The organism is Mycolicibacter engbaekii (assembly GCF_002101585.1).
Classification (GTDB): domain Bacteria; phylum Actinomycetota; class Actinomycetes; order Mycobacteriales; family Mycobacteriaceae; genus Mycobacterium; species Mycobacterium engbaekii.
The window spans coordinates 1-15,684 of record NZ_LQOT01000042.1 but is presented as its reverse complement, the minus strand read 5'-3'; the positions used below and the strand labels follow the sequence as shown (position 1 = coordinate 15,684).

At 67.0% G+C, this 15,684-nt stretch carries 17 protein-coding genes; 10 read left to right on the top strand and 7 right to left on the bottom strand.

Features of this window, described 5'->3' with window-relative positions:
* Window positions 1-49: 49 nt before the first annotated feature.
* Window positions 50-196 carry a hypothetical protein gene (locus AWC02_RS21300; RefSeq protein WP_109561003.1) on the top strand — a complete coding sequence of 49 codons (147 nt, stop codon included), beginning with the start codon at window positions 50-52 and terminating at the stop codon, window positions 194-196.
* On the opposite strand, the gene AWC02_RS12855 is transcribed toward AWC02_RS21300, so the two are convergent.
* Window positions 193-1,848 (bottom strand): MFS transporter, encoded by a 1,656-nt coding sequence (locus AWC02_RS12855; RefSeq protein ID WP_109561002.1) that lies wholly within the window; start codon window positions 1,846-1,848, stop codon window positions 193-195. The genes AWC02_RS21300 and AWC02_RS12855 overlap by 4 nt on opposite strands.
* Before the next feature lie 189 nt (window positions 1,849-2,037).
* On the opposite strand from AWC02_RS12855, the gene AWC02_RS12850 reads away from it, so the two are divergent.
* Window positions 2,038-2,661 carry a TetR/AcrR family transcriptional regulator gene (locus tag AWC02_RS12850; protein WP_237160457.1) on the top strand — a complete coding sequence of 208 codons (624 nt, stop codon included), beginning with the start codon at window positions 2,038-2,040 and terminating at the stop codon, window positions 2,659-2,661.
* A gap of 33 nt (window positions 2,662-2,694) precedes the next feature.
* Here the strand turns inward: AWC02_RS12850 and AWC02_RS12845 are convergent, their stop codons facing one another.
* Together AWC02_RS12845 and AWC02_RS12840 are read right to left on the bottom strand one after the other, a co-directional pair.
* A complete protein-coding gene (locus AWC02_RS12845; protein ID WP_109560995.1) occupies window positions 2,695-4,371 on the bottom strand; it encodes a GMC family oxidoreductase in 1,677 nt (558 codons plus the stop codon).
* Window positions 4,372-4,453: 82 nt separating this feature from the next.
* Complete coding sequence (locus AWC02_RS12840; protein ID WP_085129145.1) at window positions 4,454-5,062, bottom strand: TetR/AcrR family transcriptional regulator; 609 nt, start codon at window positions 5,060-5,062, stop codon at window positions 4,454-4,456.
* A gap of 157 nt (window positions 5,063-5,219) precedes the next feature.
* On the opposite strand from AWC02_RS12840, the gene AWC02_RS12835 reads away from it, so the two are divergent.
* From AWC02_RS12835 to budA, 5 genes are all read left to right on the top strand, one after another.
* Window positions 5,220-6,344 carry a hypothetical protein gene (locus AWC02_RS12835; RefSeq protein ID WP_085129144.1) on the top strand — a complete coding sequence of 375 codons (1,125 nt, stop codon included), beginning with the start codon at window positions 5,220-5,222 and terminating at the stop codon, window positions 6,342-6,344.
* Window positions 6,341-7,456 (top strand): DUF1214 domain-containing protein, encoded by a 1,116-nt coding sequence (locus AWC02_RS12830; RefSeq protein WP_165757905.1) that lies wholly within the window; start codon window positions 6,341-6,343, stop codon window positions 7,454-7,456. The genes AWC02_RS12835 and AWC02_RS12830 overlap by 4 nt, the downstream gene beginning before the upstream one ends.
* On the top strand, window positions 7,453-8,706 hold the full coding sequence (locus AWC02_RS12825) for a sulfotransferase family protein (RefSeq protein WP_085129250.1): 1,254 nt from the start codon (window positions 7,453-7,455) through the stop codon (window positions 8,704-8,706). Before AWC02_RS12830 ends, AWC02_RS12825 begins: the two co-directional genes overlap by 4 nt.
* Before the next feature lie 137 nt (window positions 8,707-8,843).
* A complete protein-coding gene (gene alsS, locus AWC02_RS12820) occupies window positions 8,844-10,511 on the top strand; it encodes an acetolactate synthase AlsS (RefSeq protein ID WP_085129143.1) in 1,668 nt (555 codons plus the stop codon).
* Window positions 10,508-11,368, top strand: coding sequence for an acetolactate decarboxylase (budA, locus tag AWC02_RS12815; RefSeq protein ID WP_085129142.1), 861 nt, complete (start codon window positions 10,508-10,510; stop codon window positions 11,366-11,368). The genes alsS and budA overlap by 4 nt, the downstream gene beginning before the upstream one ends.
* A 90-nt stretch (window positions 11,369-11,458) precedes the next feature.
* Here budA and AWC02_RS12810 read toward each other — a convergent pair whose 3' ends face one another.
* The 3 genes from AWC02_RS12810 to AWC02_RS12800 form a co-directional block, all read right to left on the bottom strand.
* Window positions 11,459-12,340, bottom strand: a complete 882-nt coding sequence (locus tag AWC02_RS12810; protein ID WP_085129141.1) for an alpha/beta hydrolase — start codon at window positions 12,338-12,340, stop codon at window positions 11,459-11,461.
* Between the two features lie 64 nt (window positions 12,341-12,404).
* The gene (locus AWC02_RS12805; RefSeq protein ID WP_085129140.1) at window positions 12,405-12,956 is read right to left on the bottom strand and encodes a YaeQ family protein; all 552 of its coding nucleotides are present in this window, start codon (window positions 12,954-12,956) and stop codon (window positions 12,405-12,407) included.
* A 137-nt stretch (window positions 12,957-13,093) separates the two neighbouring features.
* Complete coding sequence (locus tag AWC02_RS12800) at window positions 13,094-13,303, bottom strand: hypothetical protein (RefSeq protein WP_085129139.1); 210 nt, start codon at window positions 13,301-13,303, stop codon at window positions 13,094-13,096.
* 228 nt (window positions 13,304-13,531) lie between these two features.
* On the opposite strand from AWC02_RS12800, the gene AWC02_RS12795 reads away from it, so the two are divergent.
* Both AWC02_RS12795 and AWC02_RS12790 read left to right on the top strand, forming a co-directional pair.
* A complete protein-coding gene (locus tag AWC02_RS12795; protein WP_085129249.1) occupies window positions 13,532-13,765 on the top strand; it encodes a hypothetical protein in 234 nt (77 codons plus the stop codon).
* Window positions 13,717-14,097, top strand: a complete 381-nt coding sequence (locus tag AWC02_RS12790; RefSeq protein ID WP_336385676.1) for a type II toxin-antitoxin system PemK/MazF family toxin — start codon at window positions 13,717-13,719, stop codon at window positions 14,095-14,097. Before AWC02_RS12795 ends, AWC02_RS12790 begins: the two co-directional genes overlap by 49 nt.
* 178 nt (window positions 14,098-14,275) lie before the next feature.
* Here the strand turns inward: AWC02_RS12790 and AWC02_RS12785 are convergent, their stop codons facing one another.
* Window positions 14,276-15,373 (bottom strand): hypothetical protein, encoded by a 1,098-nt coding sequence (locus tag AWC02_RS12785; RefSeq protein WP_133055640.1) that lies wholly within the window; start codon window positions 15,371-15,373, stop codon window positions 14,276-14,278.
* 94 nt (window positions 15,374-15,467) lie between these two features.
* Here AWC02_RS12785 and AWC02_RS12780 point away from each other — a divergent pair.
* Window positions 15,468-15,684: transposase (locus AWC02_RS12780; protein WP_165757904.1), on the top strand; the 217-nt coding region annotated here is incomplete at its 3' end.

Sequence of the window (15,684 nt, the reverse complement as noted above, 5' to 3'; positions counted from 1 at the left end):
TTCAGCGCAGGGGATATGCCCTGGGCAGGTAGAGGGGGACAATCAGTGCATGTCGACCGCGCTGTGGATCATCGTCGCCCTCTTTGCCGTCGGGACGATCACCGGGGGGTTGCTGCGGATGCGGGTGTGGTTGCAGAGGCCGGTACCGCCTGAGGTGATCGAGGCCGCGCACCGTGACGATGTTGAGGACGATTAGCCGGCGATGAACGTCTGGGACCGGGGGCGCGGGGAGCGTCGACTGAGCCGGTGTCTGCCCGATGTCGGGCGCAGGGCGGCGAGTTGTTGTCCGTCGCGCCCGGGCGCCCATACCGCGATGAACGCCGCGGCAGCCAGGACGACGAGGCCGAGCATGAGTAGTGAGGTGTCCATGGCTTGCAGGAACGCGTTTTTGGCGTCGGTGCTCAGGGCCTGTCCGGCGGTCCCCAGCTGTTCGGCGATGGCGAGAGCCTGGGCCAGCGAGCCGCGGGCGGGTTCGCTGACCTGCGGTGGCAGCGCTGCGACGGCGGGGGCCAGTGCACTGCTGTAGCCGGCCGCCAGTACGGAGCCTGCCAGCGCGATGCCGAGCGCGCCGCCGAGTTCGCGGGTGGTGTCGTTGATGGCTGACGCGACGCCTTGCTTGTTCACCGGTACCGAGCCGGTGATCGCGGAGGTCGCCGGTGCGTTGCACAGGCCCAGGCCGGTGGCGATGACGCATATCGGCCAGGCCAGATCGAAGTAGGGCGACCCGACTTCGAGGTTGCGCATGGACAGCAGCCCGAAAGCCAGGATCCCCAGACCTCCCGCGATCGACGCCCGTAGCCCGAGGCGGGGCAGGTACCAGCTGGTCAGCACCGCCAGGGTGAGCAGCGGTACCGCCAGGGGAGTCAAGGCCATCGCGGTACGCAGGGCGCTGTAACCCATGACGAGCTGCAGGTGTTGCATGGCGAGGAAGAAGAACCCGAAGATCGCGAAGAAGAGCGTGGTCATCGCGATTGATCCGGTGAGCATTTCGGGTCGAGTGAAGACCCGGATGTCCAGCAGTGGGTGCGTACGGCGCAGTTCGACGACGCCGAAGATCAGGGCCAGCGCGATGCCGCCACCCAGACAGCAGTAGACCAGCGGGTGGCCCCAGCCCAGCCGGGGGGCCTCGATCACCCCGTAGACGAACGCACCCACCGCGGTAGCGATGAGCAGTACGCCCACATAGTCCAGCGGGGCCGACTCGGCGTCCTTGGAGGAGGGGATCGTCCAGCCGAGCGCGAACAGCAGCGCTGAAGCCCCGGCGAAGGACCAGAAGATGTTCTGCCAGGGCCCGAATTGGGTGAGCAGCGCCGTGCCCATGAACCCCACGAGCGCACTGCCGGCGCAGGCGCCCGCCCAGATGCCGATGGCCTTGTTGCGTTCCTCGGCGGGGTAAGCCGCGGTCAGCAGCGACAGGGTGGCGGGAAGAATGGCTGCGGCACCGACTCCGGTGACGGCCCGGGTGGCGATCAGGGCGGTGGGCGTGTCGATGAAGATAGGCGTAAGCGATGCCGCGCCGAAGATCGCCAAGCCGATCAGCAGTGCACCGCGGCGCCCGTAGCGGTCGCCCAGCGCACCCGACGGCAGGAGCAGGCATGCCATCACCAATGTGTAGGCGTCGACGATCCAGGTGAGCTGGTGCTGGGTTGCCAGGGTCTCGGTCGCGATGGGGCCCAGTGCGGCGTTGAGGGCCACCATCGAGGACATGACCATGAGCACGCCCAGGCAGCACACGGTCAGCAGCCAGCGCCGGGCGCCGGCTGACAGGGGCGGGCGCGCGTCCGGGACGCCGGGGGAGACCGGCACCTGCATCTGGCCAGGGCCGGATGTGGTGGCCGGTGAGCTCATCACGCGGCGGTCGAGGTGGGTGAGAGCCCGGACATAGGCGCGCCGAATTCGCGGATGCCATCGCACGGCCGGGGCATCGCGAACCTCCACCAGTGGACCGGGCCGGCAGTCACCGACCGCATCACATACAGCTGCATGTGACATACAGACTGTAGGTCACGGGTGTGCGGGGTGCAATAGGATGTGGCGGTGCGTGAGCGGGAACAGTTGGATTCCAAGGCGCGACGAGCCGCACAAGCCGAGGCGACCCGCTCGGCGCTCATCGCTGCCGCCCGAACATTGTTCGTGGACAAGGGCTATCACCGGACCGGAACCGAAGAGATCGTTATTGCCGCCGGCGTGGGCACCCGGGGCGCCCTGTATCACCACTTCGCCGACAAGCAGGCCCTTTTCGAGGCGGTGTTCATCGCCGTCGAGGAGGAGCTGGTGATGGCGGCCGCCCACAGCCTCGCCGACCCCGCAGACGGAGCGCTCAACCAGCTGCGCCAGGGGCTGGCCGGGTTTCTGGACGCATCGCTGACGCCGCATGTCCAGCGCATCCTGCTGATCGATGGTCCTGCGGTACTGGGCTGGGGTAAGTGGCGGGAGCTGGAAGGCCGCTACGGACTCGGGGCTATCCGCATGATGCTCGAACGTGGCATCGCCGAGGGTGACATCGCTGCCGGGCAACCCGTGGAGGTGCTGGCGCATGTCCTGTTGGCGGCCGCCAACGAGACGGCACTGTTCGTGGCCAATGCGTCCGATCAGCGGGCCGCACGGGATCAGGCCGGCGCGGCATTGAACACGCTTCTCGACGGCCTGCGGGCCCGCTGATGGGCACCGGCAGGAGCCGCGCGTCAGACCGGCTCATTCCAGGATTGCCCGCGCGGCGCGCTCGGCGATCAGCATGACCGGCGCGTTGGTGTTGCCCGACGTGATGGTGGGCATCGCCGCCGCATCGACCACGCGCAGTCCGGCGACGCCGTATACCCGGCAGTCGGTGTCGAGCACCGTGGTGGCCGACCTCGGCCGGCCGCGGCCGTCAAAGGCGCCCATCGCGCAGGTGCCCACCGGGTGGAAGATGGTGGTCCCCAGTTCGCGGGCTGCCGCCTGCAGGTCTTCGTCGCTGACCAGTTGCGGACCGGGCAGCACCTCTTGCGGGCGGTAGCGGGCCAGGGCGGGCGCCGCCATGATCTGCCGGGTCATCCGCAGGCCGCGCACGGCAATGTCGCGATCGGCCTGTGTGGACAGGTAATTGGCAAAGATCTTCGGGTTGCTCAGCGGATCGGCATCGGCCAGTCTCACCTGCCCGCGTGAGGTGGGCCGCAGATTGCAGACCGAGGGAGTGATGGCCGCGAAGGGGTGCAGGGGATCGCCGAACTTCGGCAGCGACAACGGCTGCACATGCCATTCCAGATCGGGGCTGGCCAGCGAGGGATTGCTCTTGGCGAACGCCCCCAGCGTGGACGGCGGCATGGTCAGGGGCCCTGATCGCAGCACCATGTACTGGGCTCCCATGCCGGCGCGGGTGATCCAATTTCGGTACAGGGTGTTGACCGTCCGCGCACCCCGGACGCGGTAGATCGTGCGAAGCTGCAGATGGTCCTGGAGGTTCTCGCCCACTCCGGGCAGATCGACGACCACCGGCACGTGGTGCTGGGCGAGAAGCTCGGCCGGGCCCAGACCCGAAAGCTGCATCAGGTGCGGCGAGCCGATGGCTCCAGCGCTCAAGATCACCTCTTTGCGGGCTCGAACCTCAACGGTCCGACCGTCTTTGAGCAGCTGCATTCCGGTGACCCGATGCCGCGCCGTCGTCCAGGATCCCTGACGTTGCACCTGCCGAACCTGATCGTCGGTCAGCAGCCGCAAGGCCTGGGTGTGCGTCCAGACCGTGAGATTGGGGCGGTGGGCGACAGGGTGCAGGAACGCGTCGGCCATCGACCACCGCCGGCCCCGCCGTTGGTTGACGTGAAAATAGGCACTGCCGGAGTTGTCGCCCCGGTTGAACTCGTCGATCGGCGCGATGCCCAGCTGGGCGGCGGCGGCCTGCCAGGCGTCCAGGATCCGCCAGCGCACCCGCGGCCGCTCGACCCGGATCTCACCGCCGGCGCCATGCCAGTCGTCGGCGCCGCCGAAATAGTTCTCCAACTCCTTGAAGATCGCCAGCGTCTGGCCCGGACGATTCGGGCCGCCCCACAGCCATCGCTGGTCGCCGGTGGCCTGCGCCCACAGTTCGTAATCGCTGGCCTGCCCGCGCATGTGGATCATGGCGTTGATCGACGAGCAGCCGCCGATCACGCGGCCCCGCGCATAGAGGATGCTGCGCCCGGCCAGGCCGGGATCGGCCTCCGTCGCAAAGCACCAGTCGGTTCGGGGGTTGCCAATGGTGTACAGATAGCCCACCGGCACCTTGATCCAGAACCAATCGTCGTTGCCGCCGGCCTCGATCAACAGCACGCGGTGTCGCGGGTCCGCGCTGAGCCGATTGGCCAGCAGGCAGCCTGCGCTGCCTGCGCCCACGATGATGAAGTCGAATTCGGCCACAGGGCTTGTTTCCGGCACCATTCCTCCATTGCCGCGGGATGCGGGTGTCTCACTATGTCACCGCCTTGACCGGGCCGGGTGGTTACGGCGCGGAGGTCCCAGGGCTCGGCGGGAACAGCGGCGAGGACAGCAACATGTCCGTGACGTAATCGACGAACGCCGCCCTGTCCGCGCCGAGGTTGCCTTCGCTCCACTCGATGAACAGGGAGATCAGGGCGCCGAACACGGTCGCGTACTGCATCCTGAGGCGCGGGCCGGCTTCGGGATCCTCAGTCGTCGGACGGAACGCCTTGGCCGTGATGTCCCGGACGAAGTGGCGCAGCCGGACGTCGGCGATCGGTTCCATGAGCAGGATGCGGCACACCCGGGGGTCCTCACGCGCCAGACGTGCGGCGGCATCCACCCGGGCTCGGGTGCGCGCGGCCAGATCGGGGCAGCCGGCGGCCGCGTCATCGATGGTGTGCCGGGCCTGGTCGAGGGTGGTGCGGTAGACGGCTTGGAGCAGTTGGTCGGTGTCGGTGAAGCTCTCGTAGAAGAACTTCTGGCTCAGTTGCGCTTCGCGGCAGACCGCCCGCATCGATACCGCGGATACGCCCTGTGTGCCCACCAACTGGATTCCGGCCTGCACCAGTCGTTGACGACGATCCGCGCACCGCGCCTCGGCGTGGCGGCCACGATATGGCCTCGACATGCTGGGAGCCTAGCGCGCTGCGGTCGCCCCAGAGTGGCTGCACGCGGGGTCCCGATCGGACCTTGACAGGCGGCCCGGGAACAGGAAGCATCTGCTTCCGGAAGCAAATGCTTCCGGACCCTTCGGTGCGCCCGGACGCCGAACGTGGAGGTGGCACATGGCATTACGTCGCGACGTTCCCTATCGATTGGTGATCTGGGGCCCCGGGGAGGTGGGGTCGGCCGTCGCGCGGGCCGCGTTCGAGGACCCGGCCTTCGAGATCGTCGGCGCCAAGGTGCGCAAGAGCGCCAAGCATGGCGCCGACGTCGGCGAGCTGGTGGGCCTGGGCGCCATCGGTGTGTCCGCGACGGTGAACGCCGAGGACGTCATCGCGCTGCAGCCGGACTGTGTGATCGTCACGCCGTCGCCGGCAGCGGTGATGAAGGGGCTGGACGACGACGTGATCGCCCTGCTGGAATCCGGCGTCAACGTGGTGTCCACCGCCGCCTACCACAATGTGTCGATGCCGAACTGGCTCAGCGCCTTTCGTGCAACTCCGGAACGGCTCCTGCAGGCCTGCCAGGCTGGGGGAGCCACCCTGTTCGGCACCGGGGTGCACCCGACCTTCATTGTCGAGCGGCTGGCCATGACGATGGCCGGCGCGATGTCGGTGACAACGCACGTGCGTGCGGTCGAGGCGGTCGACTTCAGTCGCGCGCCGGCGAGCATGTGGGGCGGGTTGGCAGCGCTGGGTTTCGGCGCCGAGCTGGACACCCTGGATGCGAGCTGCCCGGTGGCGCGCGGCGGCGACCTCTACTACGGCGACCTGACGGGCAACGTCGCCCACGCGCTGTACGGCGCCAGCAATGACGAGGTCCGGGTGGAGACCGCCTTCCGCGGCCTTCCCGCGGTCCGTGATGCCGTCATCGGATCAACGACCATCGCCCAGGGGACTGCGGCAGCCCTGCACCTGACCCATCGCGGATTCCTGGGAGAGCACCACTTCTTCACCAACGAAGAGTGCTGGTATCTGGCGCCGGAGTTGGTCTACCGAGGCGACGATCTGCCGTTCGGCGGGTTCACCGCACCGGTGTCCTACACCCTGGTGCTCAGCGGTGAACCCGCGGAGATGCGAGCACAGTTCGAGTTCGGCTCGCCGACCGGTCGTGTCAGCCCGATCACCAACGCCTCCGTGCGCGCGGTGCTGGATGCGGTGCCCGCGGTCTGTACTGCCGAACCCGGCATCCTCATCGACGATCCCGCGCCGCGGTACCGGCATGATCCGCGAGTGAGTCTTCGATGAGCACGACAGACGCTGATGACCACCGAGAGCCGCCACGACCCGAGGCCGATGCGTGGCACCGCCTGGTCGATGCCCTGCGGGCGGCGGGGGAGCAGGTGATCGCCGACACCGCGGGGCTGTCGCGGATGGAGCAGGCCGACGGACTGCGGGCACTGCTGCGCTCGGTCGCCAACCAGTTGGGCCGCTTCGAGGTGGACCGGGACCGGCCCGAGTTGGTGCCGTTCAACGGGTGGCGCCAGAAATTCCTGATGGACAACCCGGACTTCTCCTACTGGGTGGCCGATATTCAGGCGGGCGGGCGATACCGGATTCGCGGCAACCGTGGCGATGCCGCCTATGTCTCGATCACGGTGTACGCCGGTGCCGGCGGCACCGACGCCCAGGCCACCGCGCGAATCGACAGTGACGCCCTGACGTTCGACGACACCGGCGGCTACCAACTCGCACTCGGCGGGCAGCGGCCGGCGACGGGGGACTGGCTGGATCTACCCGCAGGGGCGACCGTGGTGTGGGTGCGGCACTTTCACCATGATGTGCAGCGTGACGCCCTCGGGTACTGCACCATCGAACCGGCGGACCCCCCGCCGATCCCGGCGCCGATCGACCCGGAAAGGTTTGCCCGCCAGCTGACGAAATTCGCGGCGGCGACGACCTTTCTGCCACGAATCTGGGCGGCCGCGACCGCGGCGGATCTGGCCCAACCCAACCAGATGCGGCATTGGGAGGAGATGGCCGGCGGGGCGGTGTACACCGAGCCGGGCATCCACTACCTGCGCGGGGGATGGCAGCTGGCACCCGATGAGGCGTTGCTCATCGAGGGGGAGACGGTGGACTGCCGCTACTGGAACATCCTGGCCTACAGCCGGTTTCTCAACTCCCTGGATCACCGTCACCGCCGGATCTCCTACACCGGAGCCACAGCCGGCATCGTCGGCAACCGGTATCGGTTCGTGCTGGCCGCCGAGGATCCGGGGCTTACTGACGCCGACTGGCTCGACACCGAGGGCCGGCCGGAGGGCATCGTGGTGATGCGGTTCTTGCAACCTGCTCGTGCACCGCAGCTTCCCACCGTCACGCGGGTGCGGTGCACCGAGATCCGGGCGCAGCGTTGACCCGGTGGCACGCACCGGCGCGCACGGCCGCGGCTGCGGAGATCTACCGGGCGGCCGAATCGGACCGGGCGGTGCGGCCCGAGAGATATCGGCTCGGCGCCGAGGCCGTGGACCTGGTGATCGACCGGGCCTCGCGGGGACGTGGCGAAGCGATGTTCGGCGAGGCGGCGGACTGGAAGCCCGGCCTGGAGCACTATCTGGGCTCGGCAGCCGAGGACGGCCGGCTCAACGCCCTGGGGGCCAAGAACGCGCACAGCGCCGCGATCGGGCGACTGCGCGCCCGCGCGGCTATCGACACCTACCTGCGCGAACATCCCGGCCTGGAGCAGCGACCGCTGACCGCGCCGATCGTCATCACCGGCGGCTGGCGCACCGGAACCACCTTCTTGTTCCGGCTGCTGGGGCGCGACCCACGGCTGCGGGCGCCGCTGCCCGCCGAACTCGGCGCGCCCTGGCTGCTGGCCGGTGACCTGACGCCACCGCAGCGCGCAGAGCGGATGGCTGCCGCCGCGGCCGGCCATCAGATGCTGCACACCCTGAACCCCACCATGGCTGCCGTCCACGACTCCGGGCCGGACCTGGCCGAAGAATGCGTGCTGGCGATGGGCACCACCCTGCGCAACTGGGGCTTCACCGCCACAACCCGGCTCGACGGGTACGCGCGGTGGCTGGCCGGGGAATCCTTTGCCTCCGAATACCTTCAGCACCGGCGCATTCTGCAGATCCTCGACGCCGACGACGGACGACGCTGGGTCCTCAAGGCACCGGCGCACACCGCCGAGCTCGACCATCTGATCGCGACCTATCCCGGCGCCTGCATCGTCCAGCTGCACCGCGACATCGTCGAGACGGTGGCCTCCGGGGCCAGCCTGTTCGCCACCTACCGATCCACCTACAGCGACGAGGTCGACGCACATGACGTGGGTCGGTTCCAGACCGAGCAGACCGAGCTGTGGCTGCGTCGCGCCGTCGCCGCTCGTCAGTCCCCGGCGGCACACGCCGTGACGTGGCTCGACCTCAACTACGCCGATCTGGTCGCAGACCCCGAGGCGACGCTGCGGCGAATCTACGCCGCCGCCGATCTGGCGGCTCCCGACACCGCGGCGATGATCACCGCGCACCGCAGCGCGCAACCCCGCCACGGCAAGGGCCAACACCGCTACATCGCCGCCGACTTCGGGATCGACCCGCAGGCGCTGCGCGAGCGGATGCGGTTCTACACCGACACCGTGTCGCTCTCGCGGGGGTAGTGCCGCCGGTCAGTCGGCCGTCAGAAGCATCCACCCCGCACAGAGTGCCAATTTCACACGGCGGGCCAGGATTCCCGGTGCCAGGGGCGCCATCGACGACCAGGAGAGCCAGCCCTCAATTCGTCTAGGATGGGTCGATGAGCGGTCCCGCTGTCGTGGCCCAGCAACTCGTTCGTCTGCTCGAGGCACATGGGGTGACACACGTCTTCGGTGTACCGGGCGCCAAGATCGACAGTGTCTACAACGCACTGCAGGATTCGAAGATCGAACTGGTGGTTTGTCGCCACGAGCAGAATGCCGCGTTCATGGCTGCGGCGATCGGCCGGATGACGGGCAAGGCGGGTGTGGCGCTGGTGACGTCCGGGCCCGGCGTCGGCAACTTGGTCACCGGACTGGCCACCGCAACCCGCGAGGGCGATCCCGTCCTGGCGATCGGTGGTGAGGTGCCGCTGGACGAGCGGTCCAAGTCGACGCACCAGTCACTCGACGGCGTCACCCTGATGCGTCCCGTCACGAAGTACAGCGACGAGATCACCTCGCCCGAGCAGATCGGCGAACTTGTCGGGGAGGCGTTACGCGCGGCGGAGAGCGGGCGTCCAGGCGCTGCGTTCCTGTCCCTTCCTTCCGACGTCGGCCTGGCGGAGTACCCGTGTGACCCGACGCCATCGTTCGGGCGTCCCGTGCTGGAAGGTCCGGGACATCCCGCCGAGATCGCTCGTGCCGCAGCGATTCTCAACCAGAGTCAACGTCCCACACTGCTGCTCGGTATGCAGGCCAGCGACCCGCGGGTCGCGGCATCGGCGGCCGCCTTCGTCGAGGCGACCGGCATTCCCTATGTATCGACGTTCCAGGGCCCGGGCGCGTGGCTGGGAGCCGGTCCTGGAAGCGGCTTCGGCGGCAGGGTGGGGTTGTTCCGCAATCAGCCAGGCGATCAGTTACTGGCCCATAGCGATTGCGTGGTCGCGATCGGCTACGAGCCCGTCGAGTACGACCCCCAGTTGTGGAACGCCGATTCGGCCGCCCGCCAGCTTGTGGTGATCGATGTGGTTCCGGCGCGCCAGGATCGGCACTTGGCGGCAAGCGCGGAGATCATCGGCGATATCGGCATATCGTTGGATCTTCTTCGCGCACAACTGAACCTGGCGATCGACTCGCGGCACCTGGCGATGGCCGGTGAGGCACACAGCGAGATCGCGCAGGAGGTCTGCTCCGGGGCCACCCGGGGCGGCAGCCCGGTCCATCCGCTGCGGATTCTGCACGAACTGCAGCAGGTGGTCACCCCGGAGACGACGGTGCCGGTGGATGTCGGTTCGCATTACATCTGGATCAACCGCTACTTCCTGTCGCAGTTCCCCCGGCAGGTCCTGGTCAGCAACGGCCAGCAGACACTCGGTGTGGCCCTGCCGTGGGCTATCGCGGCCAACCTCGCGCGGCCCGGCAAGCCGGTGATCTCAGTGTCCGGGGACGGCGGCTTCATGTTCAGTTCCGCCGAACTCGAGACCGCCGTGCGCATCGGCGCCCGATTCGTCCACCTCGTCTGGGACAGCGGGTCCTACGACATGGTCGGATTCCAGGAACAGGCCCACTACGGCCGCACCTCGGGAGTGCAACTGGGCCATGTCGACATCGCCACGTTCGCCGAGGCGTTCGGAGCGCGGGGGCGCAATGTCGCCGACGGCGCGGAACTCGCCGAGGCGCTGGCCGAAGGGCTGAGTTCACCGGTGCCGTTCCTGATCAGCGTGCCCGTCGACTACTCGGAGAACATGGCACTGATGAAGGATGTGCACCCGGGAATGATCAATTGACCCAGCGCGATCACACGCTGCACTGCACGCTTCCGGCCAGTCTGTGGCAGGCGCTGCAGGCACGGATCGCGCGCACCGGCGAGGACCTCGACCAGGCGGTGCGGGCCTGCCTCGGGGAAGCGCTCGACATGCCGCAACACTCCATCTTCCAGGTATCCACGTCGGGGGCACTGGTCAAGGGTGTCTACGCCGGGGTCACCCGCATCGCCGACGTGCGTGCGCGCGGCGACATAGGGCTGGGCACCTTCGCCGGGCTGGACGGGGAGGGCCTGATGCTCGACGGCCATTGCTATCGCGCCGGCCCGCACGGCCAGGTCAGCGAGGTCGCCGACGAGCTGACCGTGCCGTTCTGGCTGACAGCCCGCTTCCGGTCTGATATCGCCGGCATTTTCGAGCACGTCACCGGGTGGGCCGACCTGCAAGCGCGACTCGCACAGCTGCGCACCACCGACAACCTCATCGCGGCGGTCCTCATCACGGGCCACTTCGAACTCGTGCACGCCCGGGTCGCCTGCAAGACAGCACCCGGCACCGGCCTCGTCGCGGCGACGTCCCACCAGGAAGAGTTCACCTGGCACAACGTCGACGGAACCCTGATCGGGTTCTGGACGCCGGACTACGCAAGCACAATCGGAGTGCCCGGACTGCATCTGCACTTTCTGAGCCGCGACCGGGCATTCGGCGGCCACGTCATCGACCTGCAGGCCGACAGGGTAGAGGCACAACTGCACCTCACCACCGACTTGCACCTCGTGCTTCCCGAGAACGCGGAGTTCCTCAAGGCCGACCTGCGCGGCGATCCGTCGGCGGCCCTGGCAGAGGCCGAAGGTGCGCGGCCCCCGACTGATTCGGGGTAGGCGGGGGTCAACGTTGGTGGTGGTAGTGCGGAGGTCACCGAAGCGCACCGGGCGCGGGTTTATTCCGGGTGGGCGTCGACCGCCGGCCTATCAGGCCAGAGCTGAACCGACGAACGACGATATCTGCCGCCTTGCTTCTTTGGATTCTGGACTCGGCAACAGAGTGAAACCGTGAAATCCGCCGGCTACTTCGACGAGCCTGGCGTCTACACCCGCCGCGCGCATACGAGTCGAGACGGTGCGCGAGTCATCGAGTAAGCAGTCGTGGGTGCCGACGACGATCAGGGTAGGAGGGAAGTCGTCAAATGAGCCGTAGAGCGGGGACACGAGAGGCGTCCTCAAGTCACAGTCACCGGCGTAGGCCACGGCACTACGCGAGAGACCCGAGCGGGACAGCAGATCTCGGTCTTCGTTCCGGATGAAGCTGTCGGAGGTGTTGGTCAGGTCCGCCCACGGGAACATCGTCACCAGAGCCCTCGGTGCGTCACCGCCTCGGTCGAGCACTCGTCGTACCAGCGACATAGCCAGTCCACCTCCGGAAGACTCCCCAATAATGACCGTAGGCCGGTCACGCGCTACCTCCGAGTAGACCGCCCACACATCATCGAGTGCCGCGGGGAACGGATGTTCTGGCGCAAGTCGGTAATCGACACTCACCAGTTCCGCACCGTTGGACCGGGCCAGCCCGCTGTGGGCACGGGCCGCCAGAGAACTACCGGCAACGAATGCCCCGCCGTGTACGTGGAAGATCAGGCCTGCGTCCGCCCGGGCGGGGCGAAACCACCGGACGGGCACGCCGGACACCGTCGCGGTGCTCTCCTGGACGCCGCGCACCCGCCGCTGGCGAGACTCCATCGATTGGGTGATCTTGCGTGTTCTGCTCACGTCGTGAGCCCCGCTTGTGCGCGATGCCAACAGGATGAGCGTCTGCAGAGCAACCAGCCGTCGGCTGGCGCGATGCGACTCGGGCACAGGCTTTCTCCTTCACATCACAAGAACATTGGCGTGTGCCGACGCCATCGGCTAGCGCGGGCGTTCACTTCAATAGCTCGGGTGTGAAGGTGACATCGACTCCACCTATGGTCATCGTCACCTGACCTTCGATCACCATCACCTGTGCCGAGACCCGTCGGTCGACCGTCTGGGCCAGTTGCTGCACCGATGCGTGCGGTATCTGCACCACCGACAGGTTCGGCAGCCCCGCCACTTTGGGGCCGACGGTGCGCCACCAGGTGGCCACGCCGGCGGCGAACGGGAAGAGCAGCACCTGGTCGGCCTGGCTGGCCGCCTTGCCCAAGGCGCGTTCGTCGGGCTGGCCGACACTGATCCACTCCAGGGTGCGGCCGGTGTAGTCGGCCAGGCTCAGGTCCGGTACGCCAGGGGTGGACAGGCCTGCGCCGAACGCCAGCTCACCGTCGACGTCGGCCAGTCGGTGTGCGCGCAGCCCGAACGCCAACAACCGCACCACCATCCGCTCATCGTTCTCACTGGGATGACGGGCCACGGTCAGTGCATGATCGGCGTAGTAACCGTGATCGACATCGGAGACGCCAAGTTCGACTTTGAACACTGTTGCAGAAAGGGCCACGCCCTAGTGTCCACCCGGGCGACTGCTCTTAGAGCAGTCGGCCCGCTTAGAGCGCCTCAGCCCAGCGGGGGGATGCCTCGGCCAACTCCCGGTAGGTGTCGAGTCAGGGCAAGAGGCGCTGATCCGACGCTGCGGGTCTATGCGATGCTGCTGTAAATCGCCGCAACCAGCCCGCCCAGGGTCAGCACGCAAACTATGACCGCGGCGTAGATCGCGCGGCGGCGTCGGTGTCGGCGGGCGCTGTCGACCGCCACAGCGATGCTGACGAGGATCAACGCCGTATAGACCGACAGTCCGACCGTCAGCATCGCCGCTCCACCGGCGCTGGCCAGAGTCACTTCGTGCATGCGTTGAGCCTACGGGGGGAACGGACGCATCTCGCCGTTGGTCAGATCGGACAGGTGACCAGGGCGATACTCGATCTTGCCGTATTCCTTGTCGCGTGGGTCGGTTGATCGCTACCGATGCCCAGATCGTTGAGGCAGCCAGTCGTCCTGTCGCAGGGCGGGATGGTTTGCTACGGGCACGTGACGGTCACACGTGCTCCGTGTCTACAATTCATCTACAATGACTTCATGGCAGCAGAAACCACAACTGTCCGAGTCCGGCGCCGCGATTCTGAGCGACTGCAATCGCTGGCCAAAGCTCGTCAAGCCGCCGTCGTCGACGTTGTACACGCGGCCATCGATGCCTTGGAAAGACAGGAGTTCCTGCGAGGGCTCAACGGGGACTACCAGCGCCTGCGCAGCGACCCTGAACTGTGGGAGCAATACCTGGCCGAGCGACGCGAGTGGGACGCACTGGCTTGATCTGGCGGGGGGAGGTCTATGACGTCGACCTCGGTCAACCAGTCGGACGTGAGCCGGCCTTTCGTCGCCCGGCGGTGGTGGTCTCGGTCGACATTCTCAATAGCGGACCGGGGGGTCTGGTGGTCGTAGTCCCGGTCACCACCACTGGTTACGGCCTGCGAAGCCATGTAGAACTCGAGCCGGCGAGCAGCGGACTGGACCACACGTCCTATGCTCGCTGCGACCAGCTGCGAGTGGTCTCCATCGAAAGACTGTCATCTCGCCAGGGAATGATTGGTCCAGAACCGATGCAAGCCATTGACCGAGCATTGCGCTTCGTCCTAGATCTGTAGCGTGCCTTCGGCAGTCTCCCTTGGTTCGGTGTCCATTTGGCCTGACGCCGATCGATTGATCCATGTGATCTGTGCCCCAGCAAGATTGGGCCGGAATGTGTCATGTGGCTCGGGACCGCTCGACAGGTCTGAGACACCGCGACCCGGGGCTACGCCACGGGGGAGCGGAGGGTGCGCCTTAGTCGCGGAGTCTGTCCACCACCGTTGCCGCCTGCCGCTGGTAGGCGGCAACCAGCAATAAGAGCAGCGGGATGGTCAGCGCAGATTGCGCGAAGGCCGTGATGACGTCGGCGAACTGCGCTACATCCAGGTCTGCCAACCACACCGCGGCAGACAGCTGGGTGTACACCGAAGCCGTCAGTGCGAGGTACATGACACCCCGGGATCGCAATGCCGGTTCGCCTATATCGGTCACCGCTTTCACCATCAACGCCACCCCAGGGCTCAGCACCCCGAGCATAGCCAGCGGTATCGCGACCAAGTCTGGCTGGAATTGCGTGATCATCGGGACCTCGATGAGCAGCGACGTACCGACAAGCGCGACGACAATCTCAAAACTGTCGATCGATCGTTGGAACCCCACGACGAACAACACTGCAGCGGCAGCAAGTACAACGGTGAGCATGAGGTCGAATACCCAGACCTCACTAAATCCGGTTGCTCGCGAGATCGATTGAACGACGAGCCAGAGAACCACGGTGCCGAGGTAGATCAGCCAGCCGAATTGCCGCGACCGGATGGACGAGACGATGATCCACACCATTACGAGGCCCAGAGCTAGGACCGCAAGGTGAGCTCCGGCCGCGCGGATGGACTCCATCCGGTCGTCGGCGTGGAATTGGGTCGATAAACCCGCCGGACGGGATGCCAGCTCGATCGCCAAGACCGTTGCCAGAACGGTCACGCCGAGGTAAGCGAGCGCCACCCAGCGACGGTGGCGTATGCGTCGGGTCGCTACGCCGAGCGCCAGCAGTAAACAGATCCCCGCGAGGGTCCACGGTCTGGTGACAATCGCGGCAGAAGTGACGCCCAGCAGCATTGCAAGGCCGAAACCGAAGACCAGTACCCCGCCCAGCACCACACCCGTGTACCGACTTGCCGCCGAATGTTGGGGGAGGGAAAGGGAAACACGTGCGTTGACGGCCATCAAGACCGCAGCGATCGCCGCCGCGATGAAAGCGGTCAGGAAGTCGGTGAGGGCAAGGGTGGCCTCGTGCGGGGACAGCACGCGGTAGGTGAACCAGCTGATGGTCAACACCGCGAGCTTTGCGGCCACTAACCATAGGAGAAGTGAGGTGAGCCCCTCGTAGTGGTCCAGTTGTTGTGCGACTCTGATGCCCGGTGTTCGGGCAGGAAGAATCAGCAACGACATGGCAGCCAAGAAGCGCCGGCGGCATACGCCGGATCAGATCATCCGCAAGCTCGCCGAGGGCAACAAACTGCTCGGCGCCGGGCAGGAACTCAGCGAGGTGTGCCGGCACCTGGAGATCACCGAGTCGACCTGGCATCGCTGGGTCGCCCAGTACGGCGGTATGAAGGCCAGCGACGCCAAACGGCTCAAAGAACTCGAGGCCGAGAACGCCCGCC

Coding starts and splice junctions, on each gene's coding strand:
- AWC02_RS21300 (WP_109561003.1), top strand. CDS start 50: ATGTCGACCGCGCTGTGGATCATCGTCGCCCTCTTTGCCGTCGGGACG.
- AWC02_RS12855 (WP_109561002.1), bottom strand. CDS start 1,848: ATGAGCTCACCGGCCACCACATCCGGCCCTGGCCAGATGCAGGTGCCG.
- AWC02_RS12840 (WP_085129145.1), bottom strand. CDS start 5,062: ATGTCGAGGCCATATCGTGGCCGCCACGCCGAGGCGCGGTGCGCGGAT.
- AWC02_RS12835 (WP_085129144.1), top strand. CDS start 5,220: ATGGCATTACGTCGCGACGTTCCCTATCGATTGGTGATCTGGGGCCCC.
- AWC02_RS12830 (WP_165757905.1), top strand. CDS start 6,341: ATGAGCACGACAGACGCTGATGACCACCGAGAGCCGCCACGACCCGAG.
- alsS (WP_085129143.1), top strand. CDS start 8,844: ATGAGCGGTCCCGCTGTCGTGGCCCAGCAACTCGTTCGTCTGCTCGAG.
- AWC02_RS12800 (WP_085129139.1), bottom strand. CDS start 13,303: ATGCACGAAGTGACTCTGGCCAGCGCCGGTGGAGCGGCGATGCTGACG.
- AWC02_RS12795 (WP_085129249.1), top strand. CDS start 13,532: ATGGCAGCAGAAACCACAACTGTCCGAGTCCGGCGCCGCGATTCTGAG.